The organism is Bradyrhizobium sp. USDA 3315, from assembly GCF_054056795.1.
In genome coordinates this window covers 2,003,555-2,029,119 of the sequence record NZ_JBSRYP010000001.1, presented here as the reverse complement: position 1 = coordinate 2,029,119, position 25,565 = coordinate 2,003,555, and the positions used below count along the sequence as shown (strand labels likewise).

22 protein-coding genes are annotated in these 25,565 nt (G+C 64.6%); 15 read left to right on the top strand and 7 right to left on the bottom strand.

Annotated features, from left to right (window positions below; all coding sequences use genetic code 11):
• Nucleotide 1: 1 nt before the first annotated feature.
• The gene (locus ACVIYL_RS09360) at nucleotides 2-1,204 is read right to left on the bottom strand and encodes an acyl-CoA dehydrogenase family protein (protein ID WP_456778353.1); all 1,203 of its coding nucleotides are present in this window, start codon (nucleotides 1,202-1,204) and stop codon (nucleotides 2-4) included.
• Nucleotides 1,205-1,208: 4 nt separating this feature from the next.
• Nucleotides 1,209-1,454: an acyl carrier protein gene (locus ACVIYL_RS09355; protein WP_456778352.1), complete on the bottom strand. Its 246-nt coding sequence runs from the start codon at nucleotides 1,452-1,454 to the stop codon at nucleotides 1,209-1,211.
• Nucleotides 1,455-2,113: 659 nt separating this feature from the next.
• On the opposite strand from ACVIYL_RS09355, the gene ACVIYL_RS09350 reads away from it, so the two are divergent.
• The 3 genes from ACVIYL_RS09350 (at nucleotide 2,114) to ACVIYL_RS09340 (ending at nucleotide 4,575) form a co-directional block, all read left to right on the top strand.
• Nucleotides 2,114-2,452 (top strand): P-II family nitrogen regulator, encoded by a 339-nt coding sequence (locus tag ACVIYL_RS09350; RefSeq protein WP_024583097.1) that lies wholly within the window; start codon nucleotides 2,114-2,116, stop codon nucleotides 2,450-2,452.
• Nucleotides 2,453-2,491: 39 nt separating this feature from the next.
• Nucleotides 2,492-3,940, top strand: a complete 1,449-nt coding sequence (locus ACVIYL_RS09345) for an ammonium transporter (RefSeq protein WP_057020316.1) — start codon at nucleotides 2,492-2,494, stop codon at nucleotides 3,938-3,940.
• Between the two features lie 230 nt (nucleotides 3,941-4,170).
• Entirely contained in the window at nucleotides 4,171-4,575 is a 405-nt protein-coding gene (locus ACVIYL_RS09340; protein WP_016841439.1) for a GFA family protein, read from the top strand.
• A gap of 164 nt (nucleotides 4,576-4,739) precedes the next feature.
• Here the strand turns inward: ACVIYL_RS09340 and ACVIYL_RS09335 are convergent, their stop codons facing one another.
• Complete coding sequence (locus tag ACVIYL_RS09335) at nucleotides 4,740-5,213, bottom strand: NUDIX hydrolase (RefSeq protein ID WP_456778351.1); 474 nt, start codon at nucleotides 5,211-5,213, stop codon at nucleotides 4,740-4,742.
• A gap of 178 nt (nucleotides 5,214-5,391) precedes the next feature.
• Here ACVIYL_RS09335 and ACVIYL_RS09330 point away from each other — a divergent pair, with 178 nt between their 5' ends.
• The 4 genes from ACVIYL_RS09330 to ACVIYL_RS09315 all read left to right on the top strand — a co-directional run bounded on the left by ACVIYL_RS09330 (nucleotide 5,392) and on the right by ACVIYL_RS09315 (nucleotide 11,096).
• Nucleotides 5,392-6,618, top strand: coding sequence for an aminotransferase class I/II-fold pyridoxal phosphate-dependent enzyme (locus ACVIYL_RS09330; RefSeq protein WP_456778350.1), 1,227 nt, complete (start codon nucleotides 5,392-5,394; stop codon nucleotides 6,616-6,618).
• Between the two features lie 16 nt (nucleotides 6,619-6,634).
• Nucleotides 6,635-9,115 (top strand): DNA translocase FtsK, encoded by a 2,481-nt coding sequence (locus ACVIYL_RS09325; RefSeq protein WP_456778349.1) that lies wholly within the window; start codon nucleotides 6,635-6,637, stop codon nucleotides 9,113-9,115.
• A 100-nt stretch (nucleotides 9,116-9,215) separates the two neighbouring features.
• On the top strand, nucleotides 9,216-10,034 hold the full coding sequence (locus ACVIYL_RS09320; RefSeq protein WP_028335823.1) for an outer membrane lipoprotein carrier protein LolA: 819 nt from the start codon (nucleotides 9,216-9,218) through the stop codon (nucleotides 10,032-10,034).
• A gap of 246 nt (nucleotides 10,035-10,280) precedes the next feature.
• A complete protein-coding gene (locus ACVIYL_RS09315) occupies nucleotides 10,281-11,096 on the top strand; it encodes an exodeoxyribonuclease III (protein WP_028335822.1) in 816 nt (271 codons plus the stop codon).
• 178 nt (nucleotides 11,097-11,274) lie between these two features.
• Here the strand turns inward: ACVIYL_RS09315 and ACVIYL_RS09310 are convergent, their stop codons facing one another.
• Nucleotides 11,275-11,715: a cyclic nucleotide-binding domain-containing protein gene (locus ACVIYL_RS09310; RefSeq protein ID WP_076833662.1), complete on the bottom strand. Its 441-nt coding sequence runs from the start codon at nucleotides 11,713-11,715 to the stop codon at nucleotides 11,275-11,277.
• 57 nt (nucleotides 11,716-11,772) lie between these two features.
• Nucleotides 11,773-12,459, bottom strand: a complete 687-nt coding sequence (locus tag ACVIYL_RS09305; protein WP_016841446.1) for a response regulator transcription factor — start codon at nucleotides 12,457-12,459, stop codon at nucleotides 11,773-11,775.
• 241 nt (nucleotides 12,460-12,700) lie between these two features.
• On the opposite strand from ACVIYL_RS09305, the gene ACVIYL_RS09300 reads away from it, so the two are divergent.
• From ACVIYL_RS09300 to ACVIYL_RS09285, 4 genes are all read left to right on the top strand, one after another.
• On the top strand, nucleotides 12,701-13,240 hold the full coding sequence (locus ACVIYL_RS09300; protein ID WP_253605687.1) for a L,D-transpeptidase family protein: 540 nt from the start codon (nucleotides 12,701-12,703) through the stop codon (nucleotides 13,238-13,240).
• 103 nt (nucleotides 13,241-13,343) lie between these two features.
• Nucleotides 13,344-14,129: a 2-keto-4-pentenoate hydratase gene (locus ACVIYL_RS09295; protein WP_456778348.1), complete on the top strand. Its 786-nt coding sequence runs from the start codon at nucleotides 13,344-13,346 to the stop codon at nucleotides 14,127-14,129.
• A 241-nt stretch (nucleotides 14,130-14,370) separates the two neighbouring features.
• The gene (locus ACVIYL_RS09290) at nucleotides 14,371-15,660 is read left to right on the top strand and encodes an IS4 family transposase (RefSeq protein ID WP_225642830.1); all 1,290 of its coding nucleotides are present in this window, start codon (nucleotides 14,371-14,373) and stop codon (nucleotides 15,658-15,660) included.
• Nucleotides 15,661-15,721: 61 nt separating this feature from the next.
• The gene (locus tag ACVIYL_RS09285) at nucleotides 15,722-17,071 is read left to right on the top strand and encodes an IS701 family transposase (protein WP_456778199.1); all 1,350 of its coding nucleotides are present in this window, start codon (nucleotides 15,722-15,724) and stop codon (nucleotides 17,069-17,071) included.
• A gap of 150 nt (nucleotides 17,072-17,221) precedes the next feature.
• On the opposite strand, the gene ACVIYL_RS09280 is transcribed toward ACVIYL_RS09285, so the two are convergent.
• A complete protein-coding gene (locus ACVIYL_RS09280; protein ID WP_253605691.1) occupies nucleotides 17,222-17,926 on the bottom strand; it encodes a YggS family pyridoxal phosphate-dependent enzyme in 705 nt (234 codons plus the stop codon).
• A gap of 108 nt (nucleotides 17,927-18,034) precedes the next feature.
• Between ACVIYL_RS09280 and ACVIYL_RS09275 the strand changes: the two genes are divergently transcribed.
• The 4 genes from ACVIYL_RS09275 to holA all read left to right on the top strand — a co-directional run bounded on the left by ACVIYL_RS09275 (nucleotide 18,035) and on the right by holA (nucleotide 24,404).
• A complete protein-coding gene (locus tag ACVIYL_RS09275) occupies nucleotides 18,035-19,726 on the top strand; it encodes a sensor domain-containing diguanylate cyclase (RefSeq protein WP_456778347.1) in 1,692 nt (563 codons plus the stop codon).
• A 350-nt stretch (nucleotides 19,727-20,076) separates the two neighbouring features.
• Complete coding sequence (leuS, locus tag ACVIYL_RS09270; protein ID WP_456778346.1) at nucleotides 20,077-22,713, top strand: leucine--tRNA ligase; 2,637 nt, start codon at nucleotides 20,077-20,079, stop codon at nucleotides 22,711-22,713.
• Nucleotides 22,700-23,257 carry an LPS assembly lipoprotein LptE gene (gene lptE, locus ACVIYL_RS09265; protein WP_076833672.1) on the top strand — a complete coding sequence of 186 codons (558 nt, stop codon included), beginning with the start codon at nucleotides 22,700-22,702 and terminating at the stop codon, nucleotides 23,255-23,257. Before leuS ends, lptE begins: the two co-directional genes overlap by 14 nt.
• A gap of 115 nt (nucleotides 23,258-23,372) precedes the next feature.
• The gene (gene holA, locus ACVIYL_RS09260) at nucleotides 23,373-24,404 is read left to right on the top strand and encodes a DNA polymerase III subunit delta (protein WP_456778345.1); all 1,032 of its coding nucleotides are present in this window, start codon (nucleotides 23,373-23,375) and stop codon (nucleotides 24,402-24,404) included.
• Nucleotides 24,405-24,530: 126 nt separating this feature from the next.
• Here the strand turns inward: holA and ACVIYL_RS09255 are convergent, their stop codons facing one another.
• Entirely contained in the window at nucleotides 24,531-25,421 is an 891-nt protein-coding gene (locus ACVIYL_RS09255; protein ID WP_229190427.1) for a ParB/RepB/Spo0J family partition protein, read from the bottom strand.
• Nucleotides 25,422-25,565: the final 144 nt, after the last annotated feature.

Here is a 25,565-nt window from a genome sequence, read left to right as displayed (position 1 = left end):
CTCAACCTCTCAGGCTGGTGTCAAAGCGGCTCATCAGCAGGAGCGTCGCGGTGTTGGAAAGAATACGGTCGTTCGAAATCATCAGCGGCGCTGAGCTCACATCGCGCAGGTGCCTGCCGACGCTGAACGGCGTGCCGTTCTTGTAGCCGACGATGCCGTTGATCAGCATGGCGAGCCGCACGATCGCCCCAGCCTTCTCGCTCGCAGCGACCTTCAACGCGTTGATCTCGGCGGTGAAGCCAATCGAGGAGAGCGCGTCGTCATTGCCCTTGGCCGCATCGAAGCGGTCAATGGCGGCCGTGAGGTGACCCTTCATCTCCTGAAGCAGGGCGGCCGCCTCGGCGAGCCGAAGCGCGCCCGGCGGCAGACTTCCATCCGCCTGCTTGCGCGCCGCAGCCTTGACGAATGCTTGCGCGCGATTGAAGGCATCGGTGGCGATACCGAACCAGGTCGCCGCCCAGAAGATATGCGAGCTCGCCAGCATCGACTGTGCCGCGATCTCCGAGAACGGCTTGGGGAAGATCTGCGCCGCGTCACCGTGCGCGACGAGATGGAAACCGTCCGAACAGGTGCCGCGCATTCCGAGCGTATCCCATACGGAGGTGCGCTCCAGCGTGCGGTTCAGGTCCGCGGGAATGACGACCATCACCTGATCGGAGCTTGCCGCGTCGGGAGCGCGCCGCGCCGTGGCAAGAATCGCGTCGGCGTGGCGGCCGTAGGAAATAACGGTTGCTTCCTTTGTCAGCGAGAAGCGGCCGTCTGCCACTTCGACCGCACAGATCGAATTGCGCAGATTGCCGCCGATGCCGGCTTCCGTGGTCGCCGAGGCCATCAGCAACTGCTCCGCCGCAATGCGGCGCATATAGGCCAGATGCCAGTCGCTGGCGCCGCCATGGCTGACGAAGCTCGACGTCTTGATCTGGTGCATGGCGTAGATCATGGCGCTCGAGCCGCACGCCTGGGCGAGCTGAACGATCAGCTCCGCGATCTCCATCGTGCCCAATGCCTCCCCGCCATGCTCGACGGGAATCGCAACGCCGAGCAGGCGCTCGCGCTTCAATGCTTCGATGGTATCGGCCGGGAAGCGGCCCTCACGGTCTACCGCATCGACCTGCTGCGCCGCGACCTTGGCGACCAAACGCATGCGCTCGGCCGGCGTGGCGGCAGAGGCCGGCACGGGCTCTATCTTTCTCACCACGTTCATGGTTTTACGCCGCCCGCTGTGTCAGCCGTGAAACGGCATCGGCGACGTTGGCGAGCGACGAGAAGGTCCGTCGCGTGAGCATCGCCTCGGGAAATTCGATGTTGAACCCTTCCTCTAGCGCCAGCATCACCTGCACCGTGGCGAAGGATGTCAGCCCTGCGTCATAGAGATTCGCGTCGTCGGTGATTGTGTTGAAATCCAGCGAAATCATCGGCTGCTGCTCGAGCAGCGCGCGGATACGATCAATCATTGGTTGCCCCACCTGTCATTGAAGTTCTTATGCGGCGGGAATAGCGCAACGACGGCAACCGCGGCGTTAACGCCGGAACGACAATGTTACAGACAGCTAACGATCGGTAACGAGCGCCGGCAAAAGTCCAGCATTTGCCGTCCGGGCGGGCGTACCTGATGCGAGCCCTTGTCCGATTCGCGCAGAACGACGCGGCGAGGATGCCCGCAACTGTCTTCGCGCCGGTCCCGTTTCGGGTGGGAACCCAAACAAGCCGATGAAACCCAATATCAAATTCCCATCGCGCAATCGTCCGACAGACGCGAATGGCGAAATGATCGAGAGGGTGTTCGCGAACCGCGGGGCGGGCCCGGAAGCCCTCGCCGGATACCGCCTGCTGCCCCGCGGCTGAGCAGAATTGTGTCCGGAGTTAGCCGTGCCTGCATTCTAGACAGGCCTGACCATATTTTAGGCGCGGCGGAATAGCGCAGGGGCACCTCCCACCCGTAAAGCGGGAAAAGGTCCGGATTCATAATCCATTAGCGAACTCCGGCCGTTTGGCACGGCATTTGATTCTAAGGGTCCAGGCTGTGCCCGCGTAGTGGATGTCCTCCGCGTGGTGAACCTCAGTCGAAACTCCCGGTGTTCATTCGCACCGGGCCCAAGCGGGGATAGGACTCATGAAAATTGTTATGGCGATCATTAAGCCATTCAAGCTCGAAGAGGTCCGTGACGCCCTGACCGCCATTGGCGTTCACGGTCTCACGGTGACGGAAGTCAAAGGCTACGGCCGTCAGAAAGGCCACACGGAAATCTATCGCGGCGCCGAATATGCCGTGAGCTTCCTGCCGAAGATCAAGATCGAGGTCGCGGTCAATTCCGATCAGGTCGACAAAACCATCGACGCCATCACCTCCGCCGCCAAGACCGGCCAGATCGGCGACGGCAAGATCTTCGTCATCAGCCTCGAACACGCCGTGCGCATCCGCACCGGCGAGGCCGATGCCGCGGCCCTCTGATTTCGCGCTCAAACCTTAAGACCTCAGGAGTGAAATAACATGACGTTCAAGCGTCCCTATGGCGCGGGACTGGCGGCCCTTGCAGTCGGCCTGTTCGCCGCGACCGCCGCCTACGCCGAGCCGACCGTCAACAAGGGCGACAACGCCTGGATGCTGACCTCGACGGTGCTGGTGCTGCTGATGACCATCCCGGGCCTCGCGCTGTTCTACGGCGGCTTGGTCCGCTCCAAGAACATGCTCTCGGTGCTGGCCCAGGTGTTCTACACGGTCTGCCTCGTCACCGTGCTCTGGGCCCTCTACGGCTACAGCCTCGCTTTCACCGGCGGTTCCGACTTCATCGGCGGCTTCTCCAAGGCCTTCCTGATGGGCGTCACGCCGGACTCGAAGGCGGCGACCTTCTCGGTCGACGCCAACATCTCGGAACTCATCTATATGTGCTTCCAGATGACGTTCGCGGCGATCACGCCGGCCCTCATCGTCGGCGCCTTCGCCGAACGCATGAAGTTCGCGGCGATCGCGCTGTTCATCCCGCTCTGGGTCACCCTGATCTATTTCCCGATCGCGCACATGGTCTGGTACTGGCCGGGCCCGGACGCGATCCAGGATGCCGCCAAGGCGCTCGCCGCTGCGGCTGACGGCGCGGCCAAGACCGCGGCGCAGGCCAAGCTCGACGAGATCAACGCCGATGCCGGCTGGATCTTCAAGAAGGGCGCGATCGACTTCGCGGGCGGCACCGTCGTGCACATCAACGCGGGTATCGCCGGCCTGGTCGGCGCACTGCTGATCGGCAAGCGGACCGGCTACGGCAAGGAGCTGATGGCTCCGCACTCGCTGACCATGACCATGATCGGCGCCTCGCTGCTCTGGGTCGGCTGGTTCGGTTTCAACGCCGGCTCCAACCTCGAAGCCAATGGCGGCGCTGCGCTCGCCATGACCAACTCCTTCGTGGCCACTGCCGCGGCGGCGCTGGCCTGGATGTTCGCGGAATGGATCATCAAGGGCCATCCCTCGCTGCTCGGCGCGCTCTCGGGCGCGGTCGCGGGCCTCGTCGCAGTGACCCCGGCGGCCGGCTATGCCGGTCCGATGGGCGCCATCGTGCTCGGCCTCGTGGTCGGCGTGGTCTGCCTGTTCTTCTGCACGGTCGTGAAGAACGCGCTCGGCTATGACGACTCGCTCGACGTGTTCGGCGTCCACTGCGTCGGCGGCATCGTCGGCGCGCTCGGCACCGGCATCCTGGTCAACCCGGCGCTCGGCGGTGCAGGCATCATCGACTACACCGCGATCCCGCCGAAGGTCGCCGATTATGACTTCGCGGCGCAGATGATCTCGCAGGTTTGGGGCGTCTGCACCACGCTGGTGTGGTCGGGCATCGGTTCGGCGATCCTCTACAAGATCGTCGACGTGATCGTCGGCCTGCGCGCCAACGTCGAGACCGAGCGTGAAGGCCTCGACATCACCGAGCATACGGAGCGCGCCTACAACATGTAAAATTAACGGCCCTTGAGGGCCGTTAATTTGGGTTCTCCCGGGACTCTGGCTCCCTCCGGGGCCGGGTCCAGAACTACGGTTCGGGCACATACCCGGCAATGTCCGGACCGTTGAGGGGCTCCAGCGCAAGCTGGGGCCCCTTTCTTTTTTCCGCGGCTTGAGAAAATATTGTCGGAATTGCCTGCCATTGTGGAATGACAGGCCACAAACAACGAAAACGGGAGGACGTCATGAAGGTGCAGGGCAGATGCTATTGCGGCAATGTGCGCTATGAGGCCGAGGGCGAGCCGATGATGGCGGCGCAGTGCCTGTGCCGGGAATGCCAGTACATCACGGGCGGCGGGCCGAACATGTTCATGGCGATGCCGACCACCGGCTTCAAATACACCGCCAGCGAACCCAAGCAGTTCACCCGCAAGGATCTCGACCGCGCCGTGACGCGCGAGTTCTGCCCGGAATGCGGCACGCATCTCGTGACCAAGGTGCCGGGCCTACCCGCCACCATCCTGAAGGTCGGCACCTTCGACGACCCCTCGGTGTTCACCCCGCAGATGACGATCTACACCTGCGACAAGCAGACCTTCCACCACCTGCCCGAAGGCAAGCCGTCGTTCGAGAAGCTGCCGGCGCGGTAGAGGTCACCCATCGCGCGCGTAGCCCGGATGGACCGGCAAATTCGAATCGTCATGGCCGGGCTTGCCCCGGCCATCCATCCCGCTTCGCAAGATTCTGGCCTAGTCGATGGATGCCCGGGTCAAGCCCGGGCATGACAAGTTGTGGGTCACGCCATCGAGCCGCGTCAGTTGATCAAAACTTCCTCATCCGGCAGCTCGCTCGGTGCACCGTCGCGCAAATAGCGCTCCAGGATGTCGGCAAGCGACAGCGGCGTGAGGCGCTCGCTCGCACCGGATAGGTCGGCGATCGGCCACCAGCGGAAGCAATCGAGCACGCGCGCCTCGGCTTCGTCGGCCATCACCGGCGTGAAGCGATCCGCGTGAACGATCCGGTATTCCTCTTTCTGGGAAATCCGCCTGCCGCCCCAGTTGAAGGTGTGGTGCCGCCGCCAGACGGCGGGCCCGGGCTCGAAATCGATCAGCCCCAACTCCTCGGCCAGTTCCCGCTGCAGCGTCGCTTCAGCCGTCTCGTCGCCCTCGACGCCGCCGCCCGGCGCGATCCAGAAGCAGTCGCCGCCCTGCGGCGGGCGAATCCGCATCAGCAGGACTTCGCGCTCGCCGGTGATGATGAGCGCCCGGACGGCGCGGCGGTGGATCATGTCTCGGAGCAATTTCGATGCGGTTTTCTGGCGTCAGCACTGATATCACGCGCCGCCGATCGTGCCGCGCCGCCGATGGTTAATCGCGTCTTAACCTCGCCCTATCTATGGTGACTTGATCGGTTTACGGTCGGCGCCCCTCCCCTCCGACCGCAGTGAAAGTGCTGGCATTTCAACCATGGCAATGACCGCCTCATCCGGCTTGGCGCAGAGCGCCGGCGATGTCGCATCCGCCGGCCAGGCCGAGCGTTCCCCTTTCCTGCGCACGACCGAGCTGCTGGCGCCGTATCAGCCCGCCAAACCCTTGATTACGCTGTCATTAGGCGAGCCGCAGCACCCGGTGCCCGATTTCGTCGGGCCGGTGCTGGCAAAGCATACCGCCGAGTTCGGCCGCTACCCGATCGCCAAGGGCATCGAACCGTTCCGCCGCGCCGTCGCGACCTGGCTGGGAAGCCGGTTCCAGTTGCCGCGGCCGGTCGATCCCGAGAGCGAGGTGATGGTGCTGAACGGCAGCCGCGAGGGGCTGTTCTTCGCCGCGATATCAGCCTCGCGCTATGTCGCGCCACGCAAGGGCCGGCCGGCGATCCTGATGCCGAACCCGTTCTATCCGGCCTATGGCGCCGGCGCCCGCGCGGCCGGCTGCGAGCAGATCTACCTGCCGACGACGCTCGGCAACGGCTTCCTGCCCGACCTTGATTCGATCGACGAGGCGACGCTGGCGCGCACCGTCGCGTTCTTCATCGCCTCGCCCGCCAATCCGCAGGGCTCGGTCGCCTCGCGCGCCTATTTCACGCGGCTGAAGGAACTCGCCGATCGCTTCGGCTTCATCATCCTGAGCGACGAGTGCTATTCGGAGATCTACACCCGCGAGGCGCCGGGCAGCATTCTGGAATGCGCCGGTCCCGACTTCAGCAATGTCGTGGCGTTCCAGTCGCTGTCGAAGCGCTCGAACCTGCCGGGCATGCGCGTCGGCTTCGCCGCGGGCGATAGAAAGTTTCTGGCCGCATTCCACGAGCTGCGCAATGTCGCCGCACCGCAGGTGCCGGTGCCGCTGCAGCATGTCGCGGTCGCCGCCTATAGCGACGAGGCGCATGTCGAGGAGAACCGCCGGCTCTATCGCATCAAGTTCGATTTCGCCGACCAGATCCTCGGCAACCGCTACGGCTACAAGCGTCCCGCCGGCGGCTTCTGCGTCTGGCTCGACGTCTCCGAGCGCGGCGGCGACGAGGCTGCGGCGGTCAGGCTCTATCGCGACGCCGGCGTGCGCGTGATTCCCGGCAGCTATCTGGCGCGCCAGCAGAACGACGGTTCCAATCCGGGCGCGGGCTATATCCGCCTTGCGCTAGTCTCCGACAGTGAATCGACGGCCGAGGCGATGCATCGCCTGGTCGAAACCCTGGGTTAATCGCGAAGCGCGAAGATTGAGTATGCCAGCGATCGAACGTGTCATCCCCCTGGTCGGCCATCTGCCGCTCTCGCTCCGCGAGGCGCTGGCGCGACGGCTGCGCGAACTCACCGGGCTCGGCCTGATCGCGCTGTCCGGCGCCATCACGGCGGCGCTGATGACCTGGTCGGTGCAGGATCCGTCGCTGAGCCACGCCACCTCGCGCGCGATCCGCAACGTGCTCGGCTATCCCGGCGCGATTGGCGCCGACCTCCTGATGCAGATTCTGGGCCTTGGCGCGATCATGCTGGTGCTGCCGGTCGCTGTGTGGGGCTGGCGGATGCTGACGCATCGCCCGTTCGACCGCGAGGCGCTGCGGCTCGGCTGCTGGATCCTGTGCACGGTGATCGCGGCGGGCTTCGCCAGTTGCTGGCCGCACAACACCGCATGGCCGCTGCCGACCGGGCTCGGCGGCGTGGTCGGCGACGCGCTGCTGCGTGCGCCGGCCGTCGTGTTCGGCCCGCCCGGCTTCATCTATCGCGTCGTGCTCGGCCTGATCCTGTTCGTCGCGATGGCGGCAAGCTTCCTGTTCGCCTGCGGCTGGGGCGCCAAGGAACAGGACGACGAGCTGACGCCGATCTCCGACGACGACGAGCCGTTCGTCGAGGACGAAGACAACGACCGCAGCTCGGTCTCGCTGGGCTGGCTGTTCCATGCGCTGATGAGCGCGAAAGCGCGGCTCGGCTGGCTGCTGACCACCGCCTACAAATCGCTGGTCTCGAGCGGCGCGCAGGGTCGCAGCGCTGCGTTCGAGCGCCAGGAGCCGAATATCGGCGGCGGCCGCTCGGCGCCCTCGATCGCGCCCGCGCATGAAGACCATGATGAGGACGAGGCTGAGGCTTTCGACGACGACGAGGAAGAGGAGGACGAGGAGGACGAAGCTCCCGCCGCCCGCGCCCCACGCAAGAAGGCCGAGCCGAAGCCGAAGAAGAAGAATTCCGACAAGTTCGAGCTGCCCTCGGTCTCCGTGCTCAGTGCGCCGAAAGCCAGCGATCGCCAACCGCTGAGCAAGGCCGAGCTCGAAACCAATTCGCGCTCGCTCGAGGGCGTGCTGCAGGACTTCGGCGTGCGCGGCGAGATCGTCAAGGCCAATCCAGGCCCGGTGGTCACGCTGTACGAGCTCGAGCCGGCGCCCGGCATCAAGTCGTCGCGCGTGATCGGGTTGTCCGACGACATCGCGCGCTCGATGAGCGCGCTGTCGGCCCGCGTCGCGGTCGTCGCCGGCCGTAACGCGATCGGCATCGAGCTGCCGAACGCGCATCGCGAGAAGGTCTATCTGCGCGAGCTTCTGGTCGCCAAGGAAAGCGTCGATTCGGTTGCGAAGCTGCCGCTGTGCCTCGGCAAGACGATCGGCGGCGACCCCGTCATCATCGACCTGGCGCGCACGCCGCATATGCTGATCGCCGGCACCACCGGCTCCGGCAAATCGGTCGCGATCAACACCATGATCCTGAGCCTGGTCTACCGGCTGCGGCCGGATCAATGCCGCCTGATCATGGTGGATCCGAAGATGCTCGAACTCTCCGTCTATGACGGCATCCCGCATCTGTTGACGCCCGTCGTCACCGATCCGAAGAAGGCGGTGGTGGCGCTGAAATGGGCCGTGCGCGAGATGGAAGAGCGCTACAAGCGGATGGCCAAGCTCGGCGTGCGCAACATCGACGGCTACAATGCGCGCCTCGTCGAAGCCAAGGCCAAGGGCGAAGAGCTGACGCGCACCGTCCACACCGGCTTCGACAAAGAGAGCGGCAAGGCGATCTACGAGGAAGAGAAGCTCGACCTCGAGCCGCTGCCCTACATCGTCATCATCGTCGACGAGATGGCCGACCTGATGATGGTCGCCGGCAAGGATATCGAAGGCGCGGTGCAGCGCCTCGCGCAGATGGCGCGCGCCGCCGGCCTGCATGTCATCCTCGCCACGCAGCGTCCGTCGGTCGACGTCATAACCGGCACGATCAAGGCGAACTTCCCGACGCGGATCGCCTTCCAGGTGACGTCGAAGATCGACAGCCGCACCATCCTTGGCGAGATGGGCGCCGAGCAGCTGCTCGGCCAGGGCGACATGCTCTACATGGCGGGCGGCGGCCGCATCAGCCGCGTGCACGGACCGTTCGCCTCGGACGAGGAAGTCGAGAAGGTCGTGCGTCACCTCAAGACGCAAGGCGCACCGGAATATCTCGAAGCCGTCACCGCGGAAGAGCCGACCGACGAGGACGGCGCCGTGTTCGATGCCACCGGCATGGGCGGCGACGGCGGCGGCGATCTGTTCACGCAGGCGGTTGCGATCGTCAAGCGCGACCGCAAGGCGTCGACCTCCTACATTCAGCGCCGGCTGCAGATCGGCTATAACCGCGCGGCCTCGCTGATGGAGCGGATGGAACTTGAGGGCATCGTCGGTCCGGCGAATCACGCCGGAAAGCGCGAAATCCTGGTCGGGGAGGAAGAAGGCCAGTTCTGATCGGGGACGATCATCACGGAAAAACCATATCTCCCTCGGAAGAGGCGGGATAAAATCCGGCGCAGCGGGACGAGCGTCGAACAGAGACCTGACATATCTGATGGCAAAACACCTCATTGACCGCGGCACGCGCACCGCGCTGGCTCTTCTCGTCACCGCCGCGATCGCCGGCGCTGCGACTGCGCAGAATGCGCCGCCCCCGAAGCCCGCGCCCAACGCCGGATCCAAGGCTGCGCCAAAGAAGGACGCCGGCGCGCAGACCAATGCGGACAAGGGTCCGACGACGACGGGCGCCACCCAGGCACCGCCGAACCCGGTGATTCCCGATCCGCGCCGCAACGTGCCCGCCAACATCTTCCAGACCTTCGACGCCAACCAGAAGGCGCAGGCCGCCAAGGTCTCGGCCTATCTCTCGTCGCTGCAAACGCTGGTCGGAAATTTCGTCCAGGTCGGCCCCGACGGCACCAAGACCAAGGGCGATTTCTACATCCAGAAGCCCGGCAAGCTGCGCTTCGAATATGACGATCCGAGCCCGATCGAGGTGATCGCGGACGGCTCCTCGGTCGCGGTGCGCGACCGCAGGCTCGCCACCCAGGACGTCTATCCGCTGTCGCAGACCCCGCTGCGCTATCTGCTGTCGGACCGCATCGACCTGATGAAGGACACCAACGTCATCAGCGTCACCGCCGACGACGTGTTCGTCAGCATCACGATCGAGGAAAAGCAGGCGCTGGTCGGCACCAGCCGCTTCCTGCTGATGATCGGCGCCAAGGACGGCAAGCTCAAGCAGTGGACCGTCACCGACCCGCAGGGCTACGACACGACAGTTGCGGTCTACAATCTCGACGCGACGCAGAAGCCCGATCCGGCGCTGTTCAAGATCGACTTCACGACCTATCCCGGCACCTCGCCGGGCTGACCGCCTTTCCTTCTCCCTCGCCCCGCTCTTGCGGGGTCGAGACGAGCGAAGCTCGCTCTTGGAGGGTTGGGTGAGGGGCTGTCTCCAGGAATCCGAAAGACGCGAGTACGCGGTGAGTCCCCTCACCCGGATCACATTGCGCTTCGCTCCATGCGATCCGACCTCTCCCCGCAAGCGGGGCGAGGTGGGAGCCTCCCTGTGGACAATTGAAATCCGCACGGAGAACCGTGCTAAGAGGCACCTCTCATGCGGTTCTCCGTCACCACCTGGAACATCAATTCGGTGCGTCTGCGCATCGACACCGTCGCCAAGTTCATCAAGAGCGCGCGGCCGGATGTGCTGTGCCTGCAGGAGACCAAATGCATCGACGATGCGTTTCCGCTCAAGCGCTTCAAGCGGCTCGGCTATGAGCACGTCGCGCTGAACGGACAGAAGGGCTATCACGGCGTCGCCATCGTCTCGCGCCTGCCGTTCGAGACGACCGACATCAGGACGTTCTGCGACAAGATCGATTCACGACACATCTCGGTGTCCTTCGGCGAGAAGGCGCAGCTGTCAAAGCCACTGGTGCTGCATAATTTCTACGTGCCGGCCGGCGGCGACATTCCCGATCCCGCGCTCAATCCGAAATTCGAGCACAAGCTGCAATTCCTCGACGAGATGAAGGCCTGCGAGCCGCTGCATCCGCGCGGCGACGACCGTCACATCCTGGTCGGCGACCTCAACGTCGCGCCGCATGAGAACGACGTGTGGTCGCACAAGCAGCTGCTCAAGGTGGTCTCGCACACGCCGGTCGAGACCGAGAAGCTGCTCGCCGCGCAGGCGCATGGCGAATGGTTCGACATCGCGCGCGAGCGGATCCCGATGTCGGAAAAGGTCTACACCTGGTGGAGCTACCGCGCGGCGGACTGGACCGTCGGCGATCGCGGCCGACGGCTCGATCACATCTGGGTCTCGCGCGCGCTGAAGGATCAGGTCAGCGATTTCAAGATCACCCGCGACGCCCGCAGCTGGGAGCGCCCGTCGGACCACGTGCCGGTGACGGCGGTGATGGAGGTTTAAGGGCGCCGCCGACCCTCGACCCGTCATCCTGAGGAGCGCGGAAAGCGCGTCTCGAAGGGTGCACGGCCCGGCTGGTGGCCGTCGACCCTTCGAGGCTCGCCCAGCGGCGCAATTGCGCCGCAAGGCTCGCACCTCAGGGTGACGGTTCAATGAACTTGCGGAATGACGCGCGGAAAGATCACGTACTCAGCTTCCCGCCCGCCATCAGGATATCGCTTGCGAGCTGGCTGGTGCGCAGCGCGAGCTCGTCGCGCAGCCGAAGGGCCGCGGCGGGATCGCTTTCCAGCACGCGCTGGAACAAGCTACGCGCGACTCGGATCACCGAGCCGCGCTCCAGCGCGGTGGCGGTCGATGGCCGCTTCATCGCGACGATCAATGCGAGCTCGCCGATCAGCGCGCCGGGACCGGCGATGATCTCGGCGCCGCCTTCCTCGACGCGGAAGGTGCCGCGCTGCACGACATAGCCGGCGTCCGCGGCGTCGCCGGCCTTGAACAGCACGTCGCCTGCGTTGAAATCACGTTGCTCGGAGCCGATCGCCAGCATGCGCAAGGAGCTTTCGCCCAACAGACGCATTGTCGGGACCCGCTCGAGCAGGGCTACGTCATCATCGATCGACATTCAGGTCCGGTAACCGCGGTGCGCCTCGATTTCACGAATCGTTGAGCGCAAAGCGTATCACGGCACCAGCTTGTAGCCACCGGCTTCCGTCACCAGGATTTCCGGGTTGGCGGCGTCCTTCTCGATCTTCTGGCGGAGGCGATAGATGTGGGTTTCCAGCGTGTGGGTGGTGACACCGGAATTGTAGCCCCAAACTTCCTGGAGCAGCGTCTCGCGCGACACCGGCATCTGGCCGGCGCGGTAGAGGAAGCGGAGGATCGCGGTTTCCTTCTCGGTCAGCCGCACCTTCCTGGCATTGGCGCCGGTCAGCATCTTCGAGCCGGGCCGGAACGAGTACGGACCGACCGAGAACACCGCGTCCTCGCTGGCCTCGTGCTGGCGGAGCTGCGCCCGGATCCGGGCCAGCAGCACCGCGAAGCGAAATGGCTTCGCCACATAGTCGTTGGCGCCGGATTCGAGCCCCAGGATCGTATCGGAATCGGTGTCGTGGCCGGTCAGCATGATGATCGGAGCCTTGAAGCCGCCCTTGCGGAGCGAGCGGACCACTTCGCGGCCGTCGGTGTCGGGCAGGCCGACGTCCATCAGGACCAGATCGGGGGAATTAGCTTTGGCGGCAGTGGCGCCCTTGGCGCCGGTGTCGACTGCGGAGGCTTCGAATTCCTCGTGCAGCGACAGCTGCTCGACCAGCGTATCGCGCAGATCGGTATCGTCATCCACGATCAAGATCTTGCGGGCATTGGCCATAGGTACAATCCTTCGGGGACGGGCGGTCAGAAGCAGAGGACGCTTATGGCCGTAACATCGGCTAGATATGTGTTCAGGTAGGCGATTGTTACCGATTCACAAGGTAACGCAGTCTACCTCAAATCCGGCGGGGCAGGACGTGAATGTCCTGTAATGCCGGGAGATAGAATGTTCTGAACCTCCAAGGCAAGCTCAGTTTGGAACGATTCTTAAGGGAAGGTCAGCTATTTCAATCACTTATATGACAGCCAAACGTGATCGCCCGCTCTCCATCATCGAGGTCCGAGCAGCCGCCGGCGACCCGCGCCGGGGCTGGCTGTCGGCCGACGGCTGGACCGTGCCGGTGGCGCTCGGGCGCGGCGGAATCCTCGCCAACAAGCGCGAGGGCGACGGCGGCACGCCGCGCGGCGTCTTCCATCCGCGCCAGCTCTGGTGGCGCGCCGACCGGCACCAGCGTCCGGCGACTTTCCTGCCAACCCGGCCGATCCGCCGCGAGGACGCCTGGTGCGAGGACCCCGCCGACCGTCACTACAACCAGCCGATCCGGCTCGATCGGATGCAAGGCGGCGACCGCCTGACTCGCGAAGACCATCTCTACGACTTCATTATCGAGATCGACCACAACGCCGCACCGCGCGTCGCCGGCCGCGGCAGCGCCGTATTCCTGCATCTGGCGCGGCCGAACTTTTCGCCGACCGCGGGCTGCGTCTCGATGACAAAGGCCTCGATGCTGCGGCTGTTGCGGCGGATGTCGCCGCAAACCCGGATCGTTATTGGGTAGGGTGGTGGAGTAGCTCAGCATCGGTTTTCCCACGCGACAGGCGCGACGCGTTTGTGCTGAGATTGCACACAACAGAAAATAATTCCCGCGGGAGTGAAAAAGCATGCTCGACAACGAAAAAATCGCGGCCGCCGCAAAAGTCCTGCACGATCACTGGCACGCGGGAACAAAACTCGGCGCGCTCGATGGCGCAATTCGGCCGCGCGATCGCGCCGCGGGCTATGCGGTGCAGGCCGGGCTGGAAAAGAAGTCGCGCGAAAAACTGTTCGGCTGGAAGATCGCGGCGACCAGCGCGGCCGGCCAGAAGCACATCAATGTCGCCGGACCGCTCGCCGGGCGCATCCTTGCCGAGACGGTGATACCGGATGGCGGCACCGCGTCGATGCAGGGCAACGAGATGCGCGTCGGCGAGCCGGAATACGCCTTCCGCATGGCGCGCGATCTCGCGCCGCGCACGACGCCTTACAGCGTGCAGGAGGTGTTGGAGGCCGTCGGCACGCTGCATCCGGCGATCGAGATTCCGGATTCGCGTTTCGCCGATTTCGCCTCCGCCGGCGAAGCGCAGCTGATTGCCGACAACGCCTGCGCGCATCTGTTCGTGCTCGGACCCGCAACGACAGCGGACTGGCGCGCGATCGATCTGGTCGAGGACCGCCCGGTCATCACGCTGCGCGGCGAGCGCTATATCGGCCATGGCAAGAACGTGCTCGGCGATCCCCGCGCAGCGCTCGCCTGGTGCGCCAACGAGCTGCGCGCGCTCGGGCTGACCTTGCGGGCAGAGGAAGTCGTCACCACGGGCACCTGCCATCCCCCGCTGCCGATCACCGCCGGCGATAAATTCGCCGCCGATTTTGGCGCGATCGGAAAAGTGTCGGTGCGGTTCGTGTAGGCCGCGCACGCGCCACACACACCGCTGTCGTCCCTGCGAAAGCACTAGGGGATGCACACATCTGGTGCGACGGATTGACTCGGGTCAGAGATTGGGGATTCCAGAATCGGGGGTCTCGGTGACTTCTATTACGGCACTTCGGCTTGGGCGGAGGTGCCAGCATGTTGTCGCGGATTGACTGGACGTTGGGCCGGTTCGAGGATGGTCGTCTCGATAAAGGGGGGCGGCGCTCATCGGACGCATGGTCGCGGGCAAGGATGTATGCCTTCGGCGGCTTTCCAAGGGAGACCGCGCGCTGGAGGTGCGGTTCAACCGCTTTCTCGGTAACTCCAAGGTGACGAAGGAGCGCATCATCGAAAGCTGGAGCGAAAGCACGGCTGCGGCGGTTACAGGCCGCCATGTTTTGGCGATCCAGGACACCAGCGAGATCCACTTCAACACCACGCCGCAACGCCGGCGCGGGCTCGGGGAGATCGGCAAGGGCAATCACCACGGCGTGCTGCTGCACCCGATGCTGGCGGTGGATGCGGACAATGGCACCTGCCTGGGACTTTTGAGCGGCGAGGTGTGGACGCGTGAAGGCCCTCGGAGCGTCTCGCATGACAGCCGCGACCTGTCGGACAAGGAATCGCAGCGCTGGATTGCCACCGCCCTTGCGGCCAAGCCGCTGCTTACCGGTGCTGCAATGGTGACCCTGCTTGGTGACCGCGAGAGCGACATCTTTGCTCTTTATGCCAGCGCAGCCGAGCAAGACTACCGCGTGATCGCCCGCAGCATGCATGATCGCAAGCTGGCCGACACGACGGGTTTGTATGCGGCGATCGACGCCATGACGGCGGTAGAGCGTCGCATCATCGAGTTGCCTGCGCGTGCGGGGCGGCCTGCACGTCCGATGGACCTCGAACTTCGCTTCGGCGCAATCGAGCTGGCCCGGCCGCAAAGCAAGTTCCTGCGCCATTTGCCGAAAAGCCTGCATCTGGCCATCGTTGACGTCCGCGAGATCAATGCCGATCCCAACGTCGAGCCGTTGCACTGGCGTCTTCTCACCTCTCACGAGGTCACCAGTTCAGACGATGCCTGGCGCATTGTCGCCTGGTACAAGCAGCGCTGGATCATCGAGCAGTTCTTCCGCGTCCTCAAGACGCAGGGCTTCAAGCTCGAGGATAGCCAGATCGGCACCGCCGGCCGGCTTCTCAAATTGGTTGCCATCGCTGCCAAGGCCGCGATCATCACCATCCAGCTCCTGCAAGCGCGCAACGGGAGCCAGCAGTCGCTTCACGTTGCCTTCAATCCCAGCGAGATCGATGCGTTGACCGCCCTCAATCAGCAGCTTGAAGCCAGGAACAGACGACTGAAGAACCCGCATCCGTCCGATCGTCTTGCCTGGGCGGCCTGGATTATCGGCCGCATTGGAGGATGGGACGGCTATCCGTCCTCCAAGCCACCAGGCCCCATCACCTTCAAAAACGGTCTCGATTACTTCCGCGCCGTCGCTCTCGGATGGAGCCTCAGAAATGTGTGCATGCCCTAGCACTACTTTGGCAGATTGTTGATTTTGCCGCGTTTTATAGGATTCCCGAATCAATTTTTCAATGATTCATGGGTGGTCGGCTCTTGGAGGGCTGACCATGCCGAGATGGGAAGACGAACTCGAACGCTGGCTAATGCCGTTCTTGGACCGGCTGGGTCATAAGACCCGGCAGCGGATGTGTCCTCTGTATGTTGCGGGATTGATCGGTCCGGGCGATCGCAAGAGCGTTCAGCCGATGGCGGAACGCCTTGCCACGAGCAACTACGACCAGTTGCACCATTTCATTGCGGACGGTGTCTGGGATGCGACGCCGCTGGAGACGGAGCTGCTCAACCAGGCGGACCGACTTGTCGGCGGCAGGGATGCGATGCTGGTTATCGATGACACCTCACTTCCCAAGAAGGGTGAGCGATCGGTCGGTGTTGCGGCTCAATACGCGTCGGCTCTCGGTAAAACCGCAAATTGCCAAACGCTGGTGTCTTTAACGCTTGCACGCGGCGAAGTGCCAGTGATGGTCGCGTTACGTCTCTTTCTGCCTGACAGCTGGACAAGCGACATGTCTCGTTTGAAGCGCGCTCGCGTGCCAGTCGAACACCGAACGCCACGGTCCAAGCCGGAGATCGCTTTGGCCGAGATTGACCGCGCGATGGCAGCCAACATGCGCTTTGGATGTGTGCTGGCGGATGCAGGATACGGCCTCAGCGCACCGTTTCGACAAGGGCTAACAGAGCGCGGGCTGACCTGGGCTGTCGGTATCCCTCGGCACCAGAAAGTGTATCCGGTCGATGTGAAGCTCATTTGGCCGATCACCAAAGTCCGTGGCAAACCACGAAAGCACCACGTGCCCGATATCTTATCGATTGCGGCCGAACAAATGCTGGCCAGCGCCAAATGGAAAACCCTGAGTTGGCGTAGCGGGACGAAAGGTCGGCTCAAAGCTCGATTTGCTGCTCTCCGTGTCCGCACCGCCAACGGCCCTCCGCAGCGAATATGGGATAAAGGTCAGCAGCATCTGCCAGGCGACGAAGCCTGGCTCATTGGTGAGCAACGTGCCTCCGGGGAGAAGAAATACTATCTCGCCAATCTTCCGGCGGCGACGGATCTGCGCACGCTGGCCGCCACCATCAAGGCACGGTGGATTTGTGAGCAGGCGCATCAACAGCTGAAGGAGGAGCTTGGACTTGATCACTTCGAAGGGCGGTCATGGCAAGGTCTTCATCGCCACGCCTTGATGACAATGATTGCCTACGCCTTCCTGCAACATCGTCGCCTCGCATACGCGGGGCGGAAAAAAAAGAATCAACGGGCCTCCGCCTCAGCCAACCATGCCAGCCGTACGTCACGCCATCGTCGATCTCATCCTTCGGCCGCCGCCTCAGCAGTGCCCATATTGCCGAAAGGAAATCCCTGAAAAACAGCGGCGAAAACACAATCTGCCAAAGTAGTGCTAGTGCGAAAGCAGGGACCCATAACCACCGAAGTGAATTGTTGTCCGCCGATCTGGCCGCGTGTCCCTTGCAATGGCCGCGGAGTATGGGTCCTGGCTTTCGCCAGGACGACACTAGTTATGCGGTACCGTCCGCGTCCCGAAGATCGCCGAGCCCACCCGCACATGGGTGGCCCCCATCTGGATCGCGACGGCAAAGTCCGCGCTCATGCCCATCGAGAGATTCGTCAGCCCGTTGCGCGCGGCGATCTTGGCGCAGAGCGCGAAGTGCGGCGCCGGCGCCTGGTCGACCGGCGGGATGCACATCAGTCCTGATATCTGCAGGCCGTAGGTGTCACGGCATGCCGCGATGAAGGTATCTGCGTCCTGCGGCGCGACGCCGGCCTTCTGCGGCTCCTCGCCGGTATTGATCTGGACGAACAGTTCCGGGTGCTTGCCTTGATTTTTGATTTCCTTGGCTAACGCTTCGCAAATGCTGGCGCGATCGACCGAATGGATCGCATCGAACAGCGCGACGGCCTCCTTGGCCTTGTTCGACTGCAACGGTCCGATTAGATGCAGCTGCAATCCCGGATGAGCCTGGGTTAGCGCCGGCCACTTGCCCTTGGCCTCCTGGACGCGATTTTCGCCAAATACGCGCTGTCCGGCGCCAATAATCGGCAAAATTGCGTCGGCCGCGAACGTCTTCGACACCGCGATCAAGGTCACCGACGCGCGGTCGCGCCGCGCTTCCTTGCAGGCATGCGCGATCTCGCGTTCGACGGCGGCTAGGCCATGTGGTGAATCGGCCGGTAACGGCGTGGTCGGGCTTTGCGTCATGCTTGTGCCGTTCTCTGACAGGTGCGGGGGTTGGCTCGAATTTTACCAAATTCGGGAAAGGCTTTTTGAAGCCCTGCATTCTAACTTGCGCACGGGCAAGGGAATAGAATGTCGGGCGTCACTTTCAACCGCAACCGGGTCAGGCTCAAGAAGGTTCTGGGAATTCGTGCCCGGCTGGCCTTGCTTGCGCTGATGCTGGTCGCGCCCCTGATGCTGGACCGCGTCCGCACGCTGGAGGATTCCCGCAGCAAGCAGATCGCGCAGGCCGCGGCCGGCTATGCCAGCCTCACCGCGCATGCCGCGGAAACCCAGCGCGAGGTGGTCTCCTCGGTCGAGACCATGCTGAAATCCGCCGCCTATATCCGCGCCTCCGGCGGCATCGCGCAGAGCTGCGAGGTGCTGCGCGCCAGCCTGCCGACGGTGCTGCCCTGGATCCGCAGCATCATGTTCGTCTCCAGGGACGGGCTGGTGCAATGCTCGACCCTCAACGTCCAGGTCGGCCTCAATGTCGGCGACCGCGAATATTTCAAGAAGGCGCAGGACAACCGCGGCTTCGTGTTCAGCGACTATCTGCGCGGCAGGACCAATGGCCGCCCGATGATGATGGCCGCCTATCCGGTCGCCGCGATCAATCCGGAGCAGGATGCCGTGGTGGTCGCCGGCATCAATATCGACTGGCTGTCGCAGATCATGGCCAATCTCGGCGGCCAGCCCGGCATGTCGGCCGTGCTGGTCGACTCTACCGGCGTCGTGATCGCCGCGCCCGCCGATCATGCGAGCCTGATCGGCCGCTCGCTCGACACCATCCCGCTGATGGCGGCGATCGCCGAGAAGGCGCTGAGCTATGACGAGCCGTCCGGCTCGGTGTCGTTCACCGCGTCCGACGGCGCACAGCGCACGCTGAGCTTCGCGCGCATCGCCGGCACGCAATCCCGGCTGATCGTGAGCATGGACGAGGCCAAGGTGACCGCGGCGATCAACCGCGAGATCCGCACCGCCTATCTGCAGCTCGGCTTTGTCTGCCTTTTCGTCTTGTTGGGTGCACTGGTCGGCGCCGAGCGGCTCGTCATCCATCCGATCGAGCTGATGACCGGCATGGCGCGGCGGTTCGGCGAGGGCGACTGGTCGGCGCGCGTCGCCAAGCACAAGCTGCCGGCGGAATTCGTGCCGCTGGCGCGCGCCTTCAACGCGATGGCGGCGCAGCTCAGCCAGCGCGAGCGCGAGCTCGTCGCCTCCAACGATCGTCTCACCGTGATGGCCTCGATCGACGCGCTGTCGGGCCTTGCCAACCGCCGCGGCTTCCAGAGCCGGCTCGACTTCGAATGGATGCGGGCGCAGCAATATGAATGCGAGCTGTCGCTGATGATGATCGATGTCGATCACTTCAAGCTCTACAACGACACCTACGGCCATCCCGAAGGCGATGCCTGCCTGACCCGAATCGGCGAAGCGCTGTCCGGGATCGCCGCCGACGCCATGGGCTTCGCCGGCCGCTATGGCGGCGAGGAATTCTGCCTCTTGCTGCCGAACACCGACGCCGCGCATGCGCTCGCGATCGGCGAGACCGTGCGCACCGCCGTGCTCGGCCTCGCCGTGCCGCACGCGTCCTCGAGCCATTGCGTCGTTACCGTCAGCGTCGGCGTCGCGACGACCAAGCCGAACGAGACCCAGCGCCCCGGCGACCTGATCGAAGCGGCGGATGCCGCCCTCTACGCCGCCAAGCGCCGCGGCAGGAATGCCGTGATCGAGCACGGGTTCCTGCAGACGCTGGACGAAGCCGGGATGGCGCTGGCGAGTTGAGATCGTGCGTGATCGAGCCGCGCCATGAGCGCGGAACCATAACCATCGGCGACGCCGCATATTCAGCGTCGTCCTGGCGAAGGCCAGGACCCATTACCCCCACCGTTTATTATTGCGCGAAGCTGGGGCCACGATCCCTTCCTCGACAAAGCTCTGTGGTCCAGGCCTTCGCCAGGACGTCGAGAAGGCTGCAGACGGCGCCCCTGCGACAGCGGCAGGGCGGCTGCGCGAGGGGATGGGACGTTTAGAGGCCCAAGCCGTTGACCGCGCAGGCGCTTTTGTGGCCTAGTCCGCCGTCCCCGGACGGGGCCCGAAAATCACCCAGAGCCACCCAAAATCCCTGCGATTTCATGACCGCCGAACGCTATAACGCCCGTGAATCCGAGCCCCGCTGGCAGCGCCTGTGGGACGAAAAGGCGATCTTCGCCTCCAAGAACGACGATCCGCGGCCGAAATACTACGTGCTCGAGATGTTCCCCTATCCGTCGGGGCGCATCCATATCGGCCATGTCCGCAACTACACGCTCGGCGACGTGCTGGCCCGCTTCATGCGCGCCAGGGGCTACAACGTGCTGCACCCGATGGGCTGGGACGCGTTCGGCCTGCCGGCGGAGAATGCCGCGATCGAGCGCAAGGTGGCGCCGAAGGCCTGGACCTACGACAACATCGCCGCGATGAAGAAACAGCTGCGGTCGATCGGCCTGTCGCTCGACTGGTCGCGCGAGTTCGCGACCTGCGACCCCGGCTACTACAAGCATCAGCAGAAGATGTTTTTGGACATGCTGCGCGCCGGCCTCGCCGAGCGCGAGAAGCGCAAGCTGAACTGGGATCCGGTCGACATGACCGTGCTCGCCAACGAGCAGGTGATCGACGGCCGCGGCTGGCGCTCGGGCGCCGTCGTCGAGCAGCGCGAGATGAGCCAGTGGGTCTTCAAGATCACGAAGTACTCGCAGGAGCTCCTGGAAGCGCTGGATGGTCTCGACCGCTGGCCCGACAAGGTGCGGCTGATGCAGCGCAACTGGATCGGCCGCTCCGAGGGCCTGTTGATCCGCTTCGCGCTGGATGCGGCGACCACGCCGGCCGGCGAGAGCGAGCTGAAGATCTTCACCACGCGGCCGGACACGCTGTTCGGCGCCGAGTTCATGGCGATCTCGGCGGATCATCCGCTGGCGGTAGCGGCTGCCGCGAAGAACCCGAAGCTCGCGGAGTTCATCGCCGACATCAAGAAGATCGGCACCGCGCAGTCGATCATCGACACCGCCGAGAAGCAGGGTTTCGACACGGGCATCAAGGCGGTGCATCCGTTCGATCCGAGCTGGAAGCTGCCGGTCTATGTCGCGAACTTCGTGCTGATGGAATACGGCACCGGCGCGATCTTCGGCTGCCCGGCGCACGACCAGCGCGACCTCGACTTCGTCAACAAGTACAATCTCGGCAATACGCCGGTGGTCTGCCCCGAGGGCCAGGACCCGAAGACGTTCGTCATCACCGACGTCGCCTATGACGGCGACGGCCGCATGATCAATTCGCGCTTCCTCGACGGCATGACCATCGAAGCGGCCAAGGAAGAGGTCGCCAAGCGGCTGGAAAGCGAAGTCCGCGGTAATGCGCCGGTCGGCGAGCGGCAGGTGAATTTCCGGCTGCGCGACTGGGGCATTTCACGCCAGCGCTACTGGGGCTGCCCGATCCCGGTGATCCACTGTCCGAAATGCGACGTGGTGCCGGTGCCCGACGACCAGCTGCCGGTGACGCTGCCGGAGGATGTCAGCTTCGACAAGCCGGGCAACGCGCTCGACCATCACCCGACCTGGAAGCACGTCAGCTGCCCGAAGTGCGGGGCCAAGGCCGTGCGCGAGACCGACACGATGGACACCTTCGTGGACTCGTCCTGGTATTTCGCGCGCTTCACCGACCCGTGGAACGAGACCGCGCCGACCACGCCTGCGGTCGCCAACCGGATGATGCCGGTCGATCAGTATATCGGCGGCGTCGAGCACGCGATCCTGCATCTGCTCTACAGCCGCTTCTTCACCCGCGCGATGAAGGCCACCGGCCACGTCGACATGAGCGAGCCGTTCGCCGGCATGTTCACCCAGGGCATGGTGGTGCACGAGACCTACCAGAAGGCCGACGGCAGCTGGGTCACGCCGGCCGAGGTGAAGATCGAGGTTGGCGGCAACGGCCGCCGCGCGGTGCTGATGGCGACCGGCGAGGACGTCGCGATCGGCCCGATCGAGAAGATGTCGAAGTCGAAGAAGAACACCGTCGACCCCGACGACATCATCGCGAGCTACGGCGCCGACGTCGCGCGCTGGTTCATGCTGTCGGACTCGCCGCCGGACCGCGACGTGATCTGGAGCGACGAGCGCGTGCAGGGCGCCTCACGCTTCGTGCAGCGGCTGTGGCGGCTGGTGAACGAATCGGCCGAGATTGCCAAGACGGCGCCGGCGGCCCGGCCGGCCACGTTCGGAGCCGAGGCGCTGGCGCTGCGCAAGGCCGCCCATGGCGCGCTCGACAAGGTGTCGTCCGGGATCGAGCGGCTGCATTTCAACGTGTGTCTCGCCCATATCCGCGAGTTCGCCAATGCGCTGTCCGAGGTGCTGGCAAAGGGCGACAAGCCGGCGCCGGACCTGGCTCCAGATGTTTCTTGGGCCGTCAAGGAGGCGGCGACCATCCTGGTGCAGCTGTTTTCGCCGATGATGCCGCATCTGGCCGAGGAGTGCTGGGTGGTTCTGGGCCAGACCGGGCTGGTTTCCGAGGCCGATTGGCCGCAAATCGAACGCGATTTGCTGGTCGAAGACAGCGTGACCCTGGTCGTCCAGGTCAACGGTAAAAAACGAGGTGATGTTACCGTGCCACGGGCGGCCCAAAATGCGGATATAGAGGCTGCCGTTTTGGCGCTCGATGCGGTAAAAGCCGCCTTGGGCGGCAAACCCGTCCGCAAGGTGATCGTGGTGCCCATGAGGATCGTCAATGTTGTCGGCTAGGATCAGGATCGCCGCCCGGCTCGTGGCCGTGGCTGCCTTGGCCGCGCTGACGGCCGGATGCTTCCAGCCGATGTATGCCGAGCGCACCCTCGACGGCCAGTCGTCCGCCCTGCGCGAGAAGCTGATGGGCGTCGAGGTTCCGCCGGTCGACAAGCCGAACGCCTCGCGCGAGGCCCGGGTCGGCGTCGAGGTCCGCAACGCCCTCGCCTTCAAGCTCTACGGCACCGCCACCGGCATGCCGCCGACGCATCGGCTGGTGCTGCGCTTCAACACCAGCCGCTCCTCGCTGATGATCGATCCGGCCACCGCGCTGCCGACCAGCGAGAACTACGCCATCGACGCCCAGTTCAACCTGATCGAGATCGCCTCGAACAAGTCGGTCATGACCGGCACCACGTTCTCGCGCGTGTCCTATGACATGCCCGGCTCCTACCAGCGCTTCGCCCGCGCCCGCGCTTTCCGCGACGCCGAGGACCGCGCCGCGCAGGAGATCGCCGACAACATCCAGACCCGCCTCGCCTCCTTCTTCTCCACCGGAACCTGAGGCGGGAGGTCATTCCGGGGCGCGCCACCGGCGCGAACCCGGAATCTGGAGATGATGGATCGAGATTCCGGGTTCGCCTCTGACGAGGCGCCCCGGAATGACAGTTTAAGGCGAGATGGTCGCGCTTCGCGGAAAAGAGATCGACAGCTTCCTCACCCGGCCTGACGCCGGTCGTCCGATCATCCTGCTGTACGGCCCGGACCTCGGGCTGGTGCGCGAGCGTGCCGACGCGCTGATGGCCTCCGCGGTCGACGATCCCAACGATCCATTCTCGCTGGTGCGGCTCGATGGCGACGAACTCGCCGCCGAACCGTCGCGGCTGGTCGACGAGGCCATGACGGTGCCGCTGTTCGGCGGCCGCCGCGCCATCCGCGTCCGCGCCGGCTCGCGCAACTTCTCAAGCGGCGTCGAGACGCTGACCGAGACCACGGCGCTCAGGGATTGCCGCATCGTGATCGAGGCCGGCGAGCTCAGGCCGGAATCGCCGCTGCGCAAGATCTGCGAGCGCGCCAAGAATGCAGTGGCGATCGGCTGCTATCCCGACACCGAGCGCGATCTGACCAAGCTGATCGAGGACGAGCTGCGCGTATCGAATCTGCGGCTCGCGCAGGATGCGCGCGCGGTGCTGATGTCGCTGCTCGGCGGCGACCGCATGGCCTCGCGCAACGAGCTGCGCAAGCTGGCGCTATTCGCGCACGGCAAGGGCGAGATCACGCTCGAGGACGTCATGACCGTGGTGTCCGACGCCTCCGAGCTGAAGCTCGATCCGATCGTCGACGGGGCCTTCGCCGGCAACGCCGCGCTGGTCGAGAGCGAGTTCACCAAGGCAATGGTCGCCGGCACCTATCCCGGCGTGATCATCTCGGCCGCGCAGCGCCAGGCGGCATGGCTGCACAAATCAGCGCTCGCGATCGCGGACGGCACGCCGGCGTCAGCCGTGCTCGAAGGCGGATTCCCGCGGCTGCACTTCTCGCGCAAACCCGCGGTCGAGATCGCGCTGCGCAATTTCACGCCGCCGCGGCTGGTGAACGTGATCGATCAGCTCGCCACCGCGGCACTCGACATGCGCAAGCAGGCCTCGCTCGCCGCCGTGATCGCGCAGCGCGCGCTGCTCTCGATCGCGGCGAATGCGAAGCGGCGGGGGTGATATCGAGCTGTATTTGGAGACGTCATTGCGAGCGAAGCGAAGCAATCCACCGCTCCGCACGCGCGGAAAGATGGATTGCTTCGTCGCTATCGCTCCTCGCAATGACGTGGAGGGACGACGGAAAAACTAACCGCCCTCCAGCCGCCGCACCACTTCGTCGAGCTGCTCGAGGTTGCGGTAGCTGATCTGGACGGTGCCGCCGGGATCGCGATGGCTGACGGTGACGGCAAGGCCGAGCGCATCGCTGACGCGCTTCTCGAGCGCCAGCGTGTCGGCATCCTTGTCGACCTTGGCCGCGCTGCCACTGCGCGCCTTCTGCGGCTTGCGCTCCGGCACGCCCTCCTCATGCGCCAGCGCCTCGGCCTGGCGAACGTTGAGACCCTCGGCGACGATGCGCTTCGCTGCAGCGAGCGGATCCGGCACGCCGATCAGCGCGCGGGCGTGGCCGGCGGAGAGATCGCCCTTCGAGATCAGCGCCTGCACCTCAGGCGGCAGCTTGGTCAGCCGCATCATGTTGGCGACATGGCTGCGGCTCTTGCCGACGATCTTGGCGATCTCTTCCTGGCTGCGTTTGAACTCGTCGGCGAGCGCGTGATAGCCCTGCGCCTCTTCCATCGCATTGAGGTCTTCGCGCTGGACGTTCTCGATGATCATGATCTCGAGCGCGTCGGAATCAGAGACCTCGACCGGCACGATCGGCACTTCGTGCAGGCCGGCGAGTTGCGAGGCGCGCCAGCGGCGCTCGCCGGCGATGATCTCGTAGCGGTCCTGCGCGCCCTTGATCGCACGCACCACGATCGGCTGGATCACGCCGCGCTGCCTGATCGAATCGGCAAGCTCGCCGAGCTCGGTGTCGGCGAAGGTGCGCCGCGGGTTGCGCGGGTTGGCCTTGAGGAATTCGATCGGCACCTTGCGCTGGTTGCGCGGCCGCTCGACATGCGCGGCCGCCTCGCCGCCGACATCTCCGATCAGGCTTGCCAGCCCGCGCCCCAGTCGCGAACGCGCTTCATCGGCCATTGTTGCGAGCTCCCTTGGATTCACACGCAGTACTCCAGACTTGAATTTCAAAAGAAACGTAGGATGGGTAGAGCGAAGCGAAACCCATCGCGGCTCGCAATGAGAGTGATGGGTTTCGCTTCGCTCTACCCATCCTACGCAACG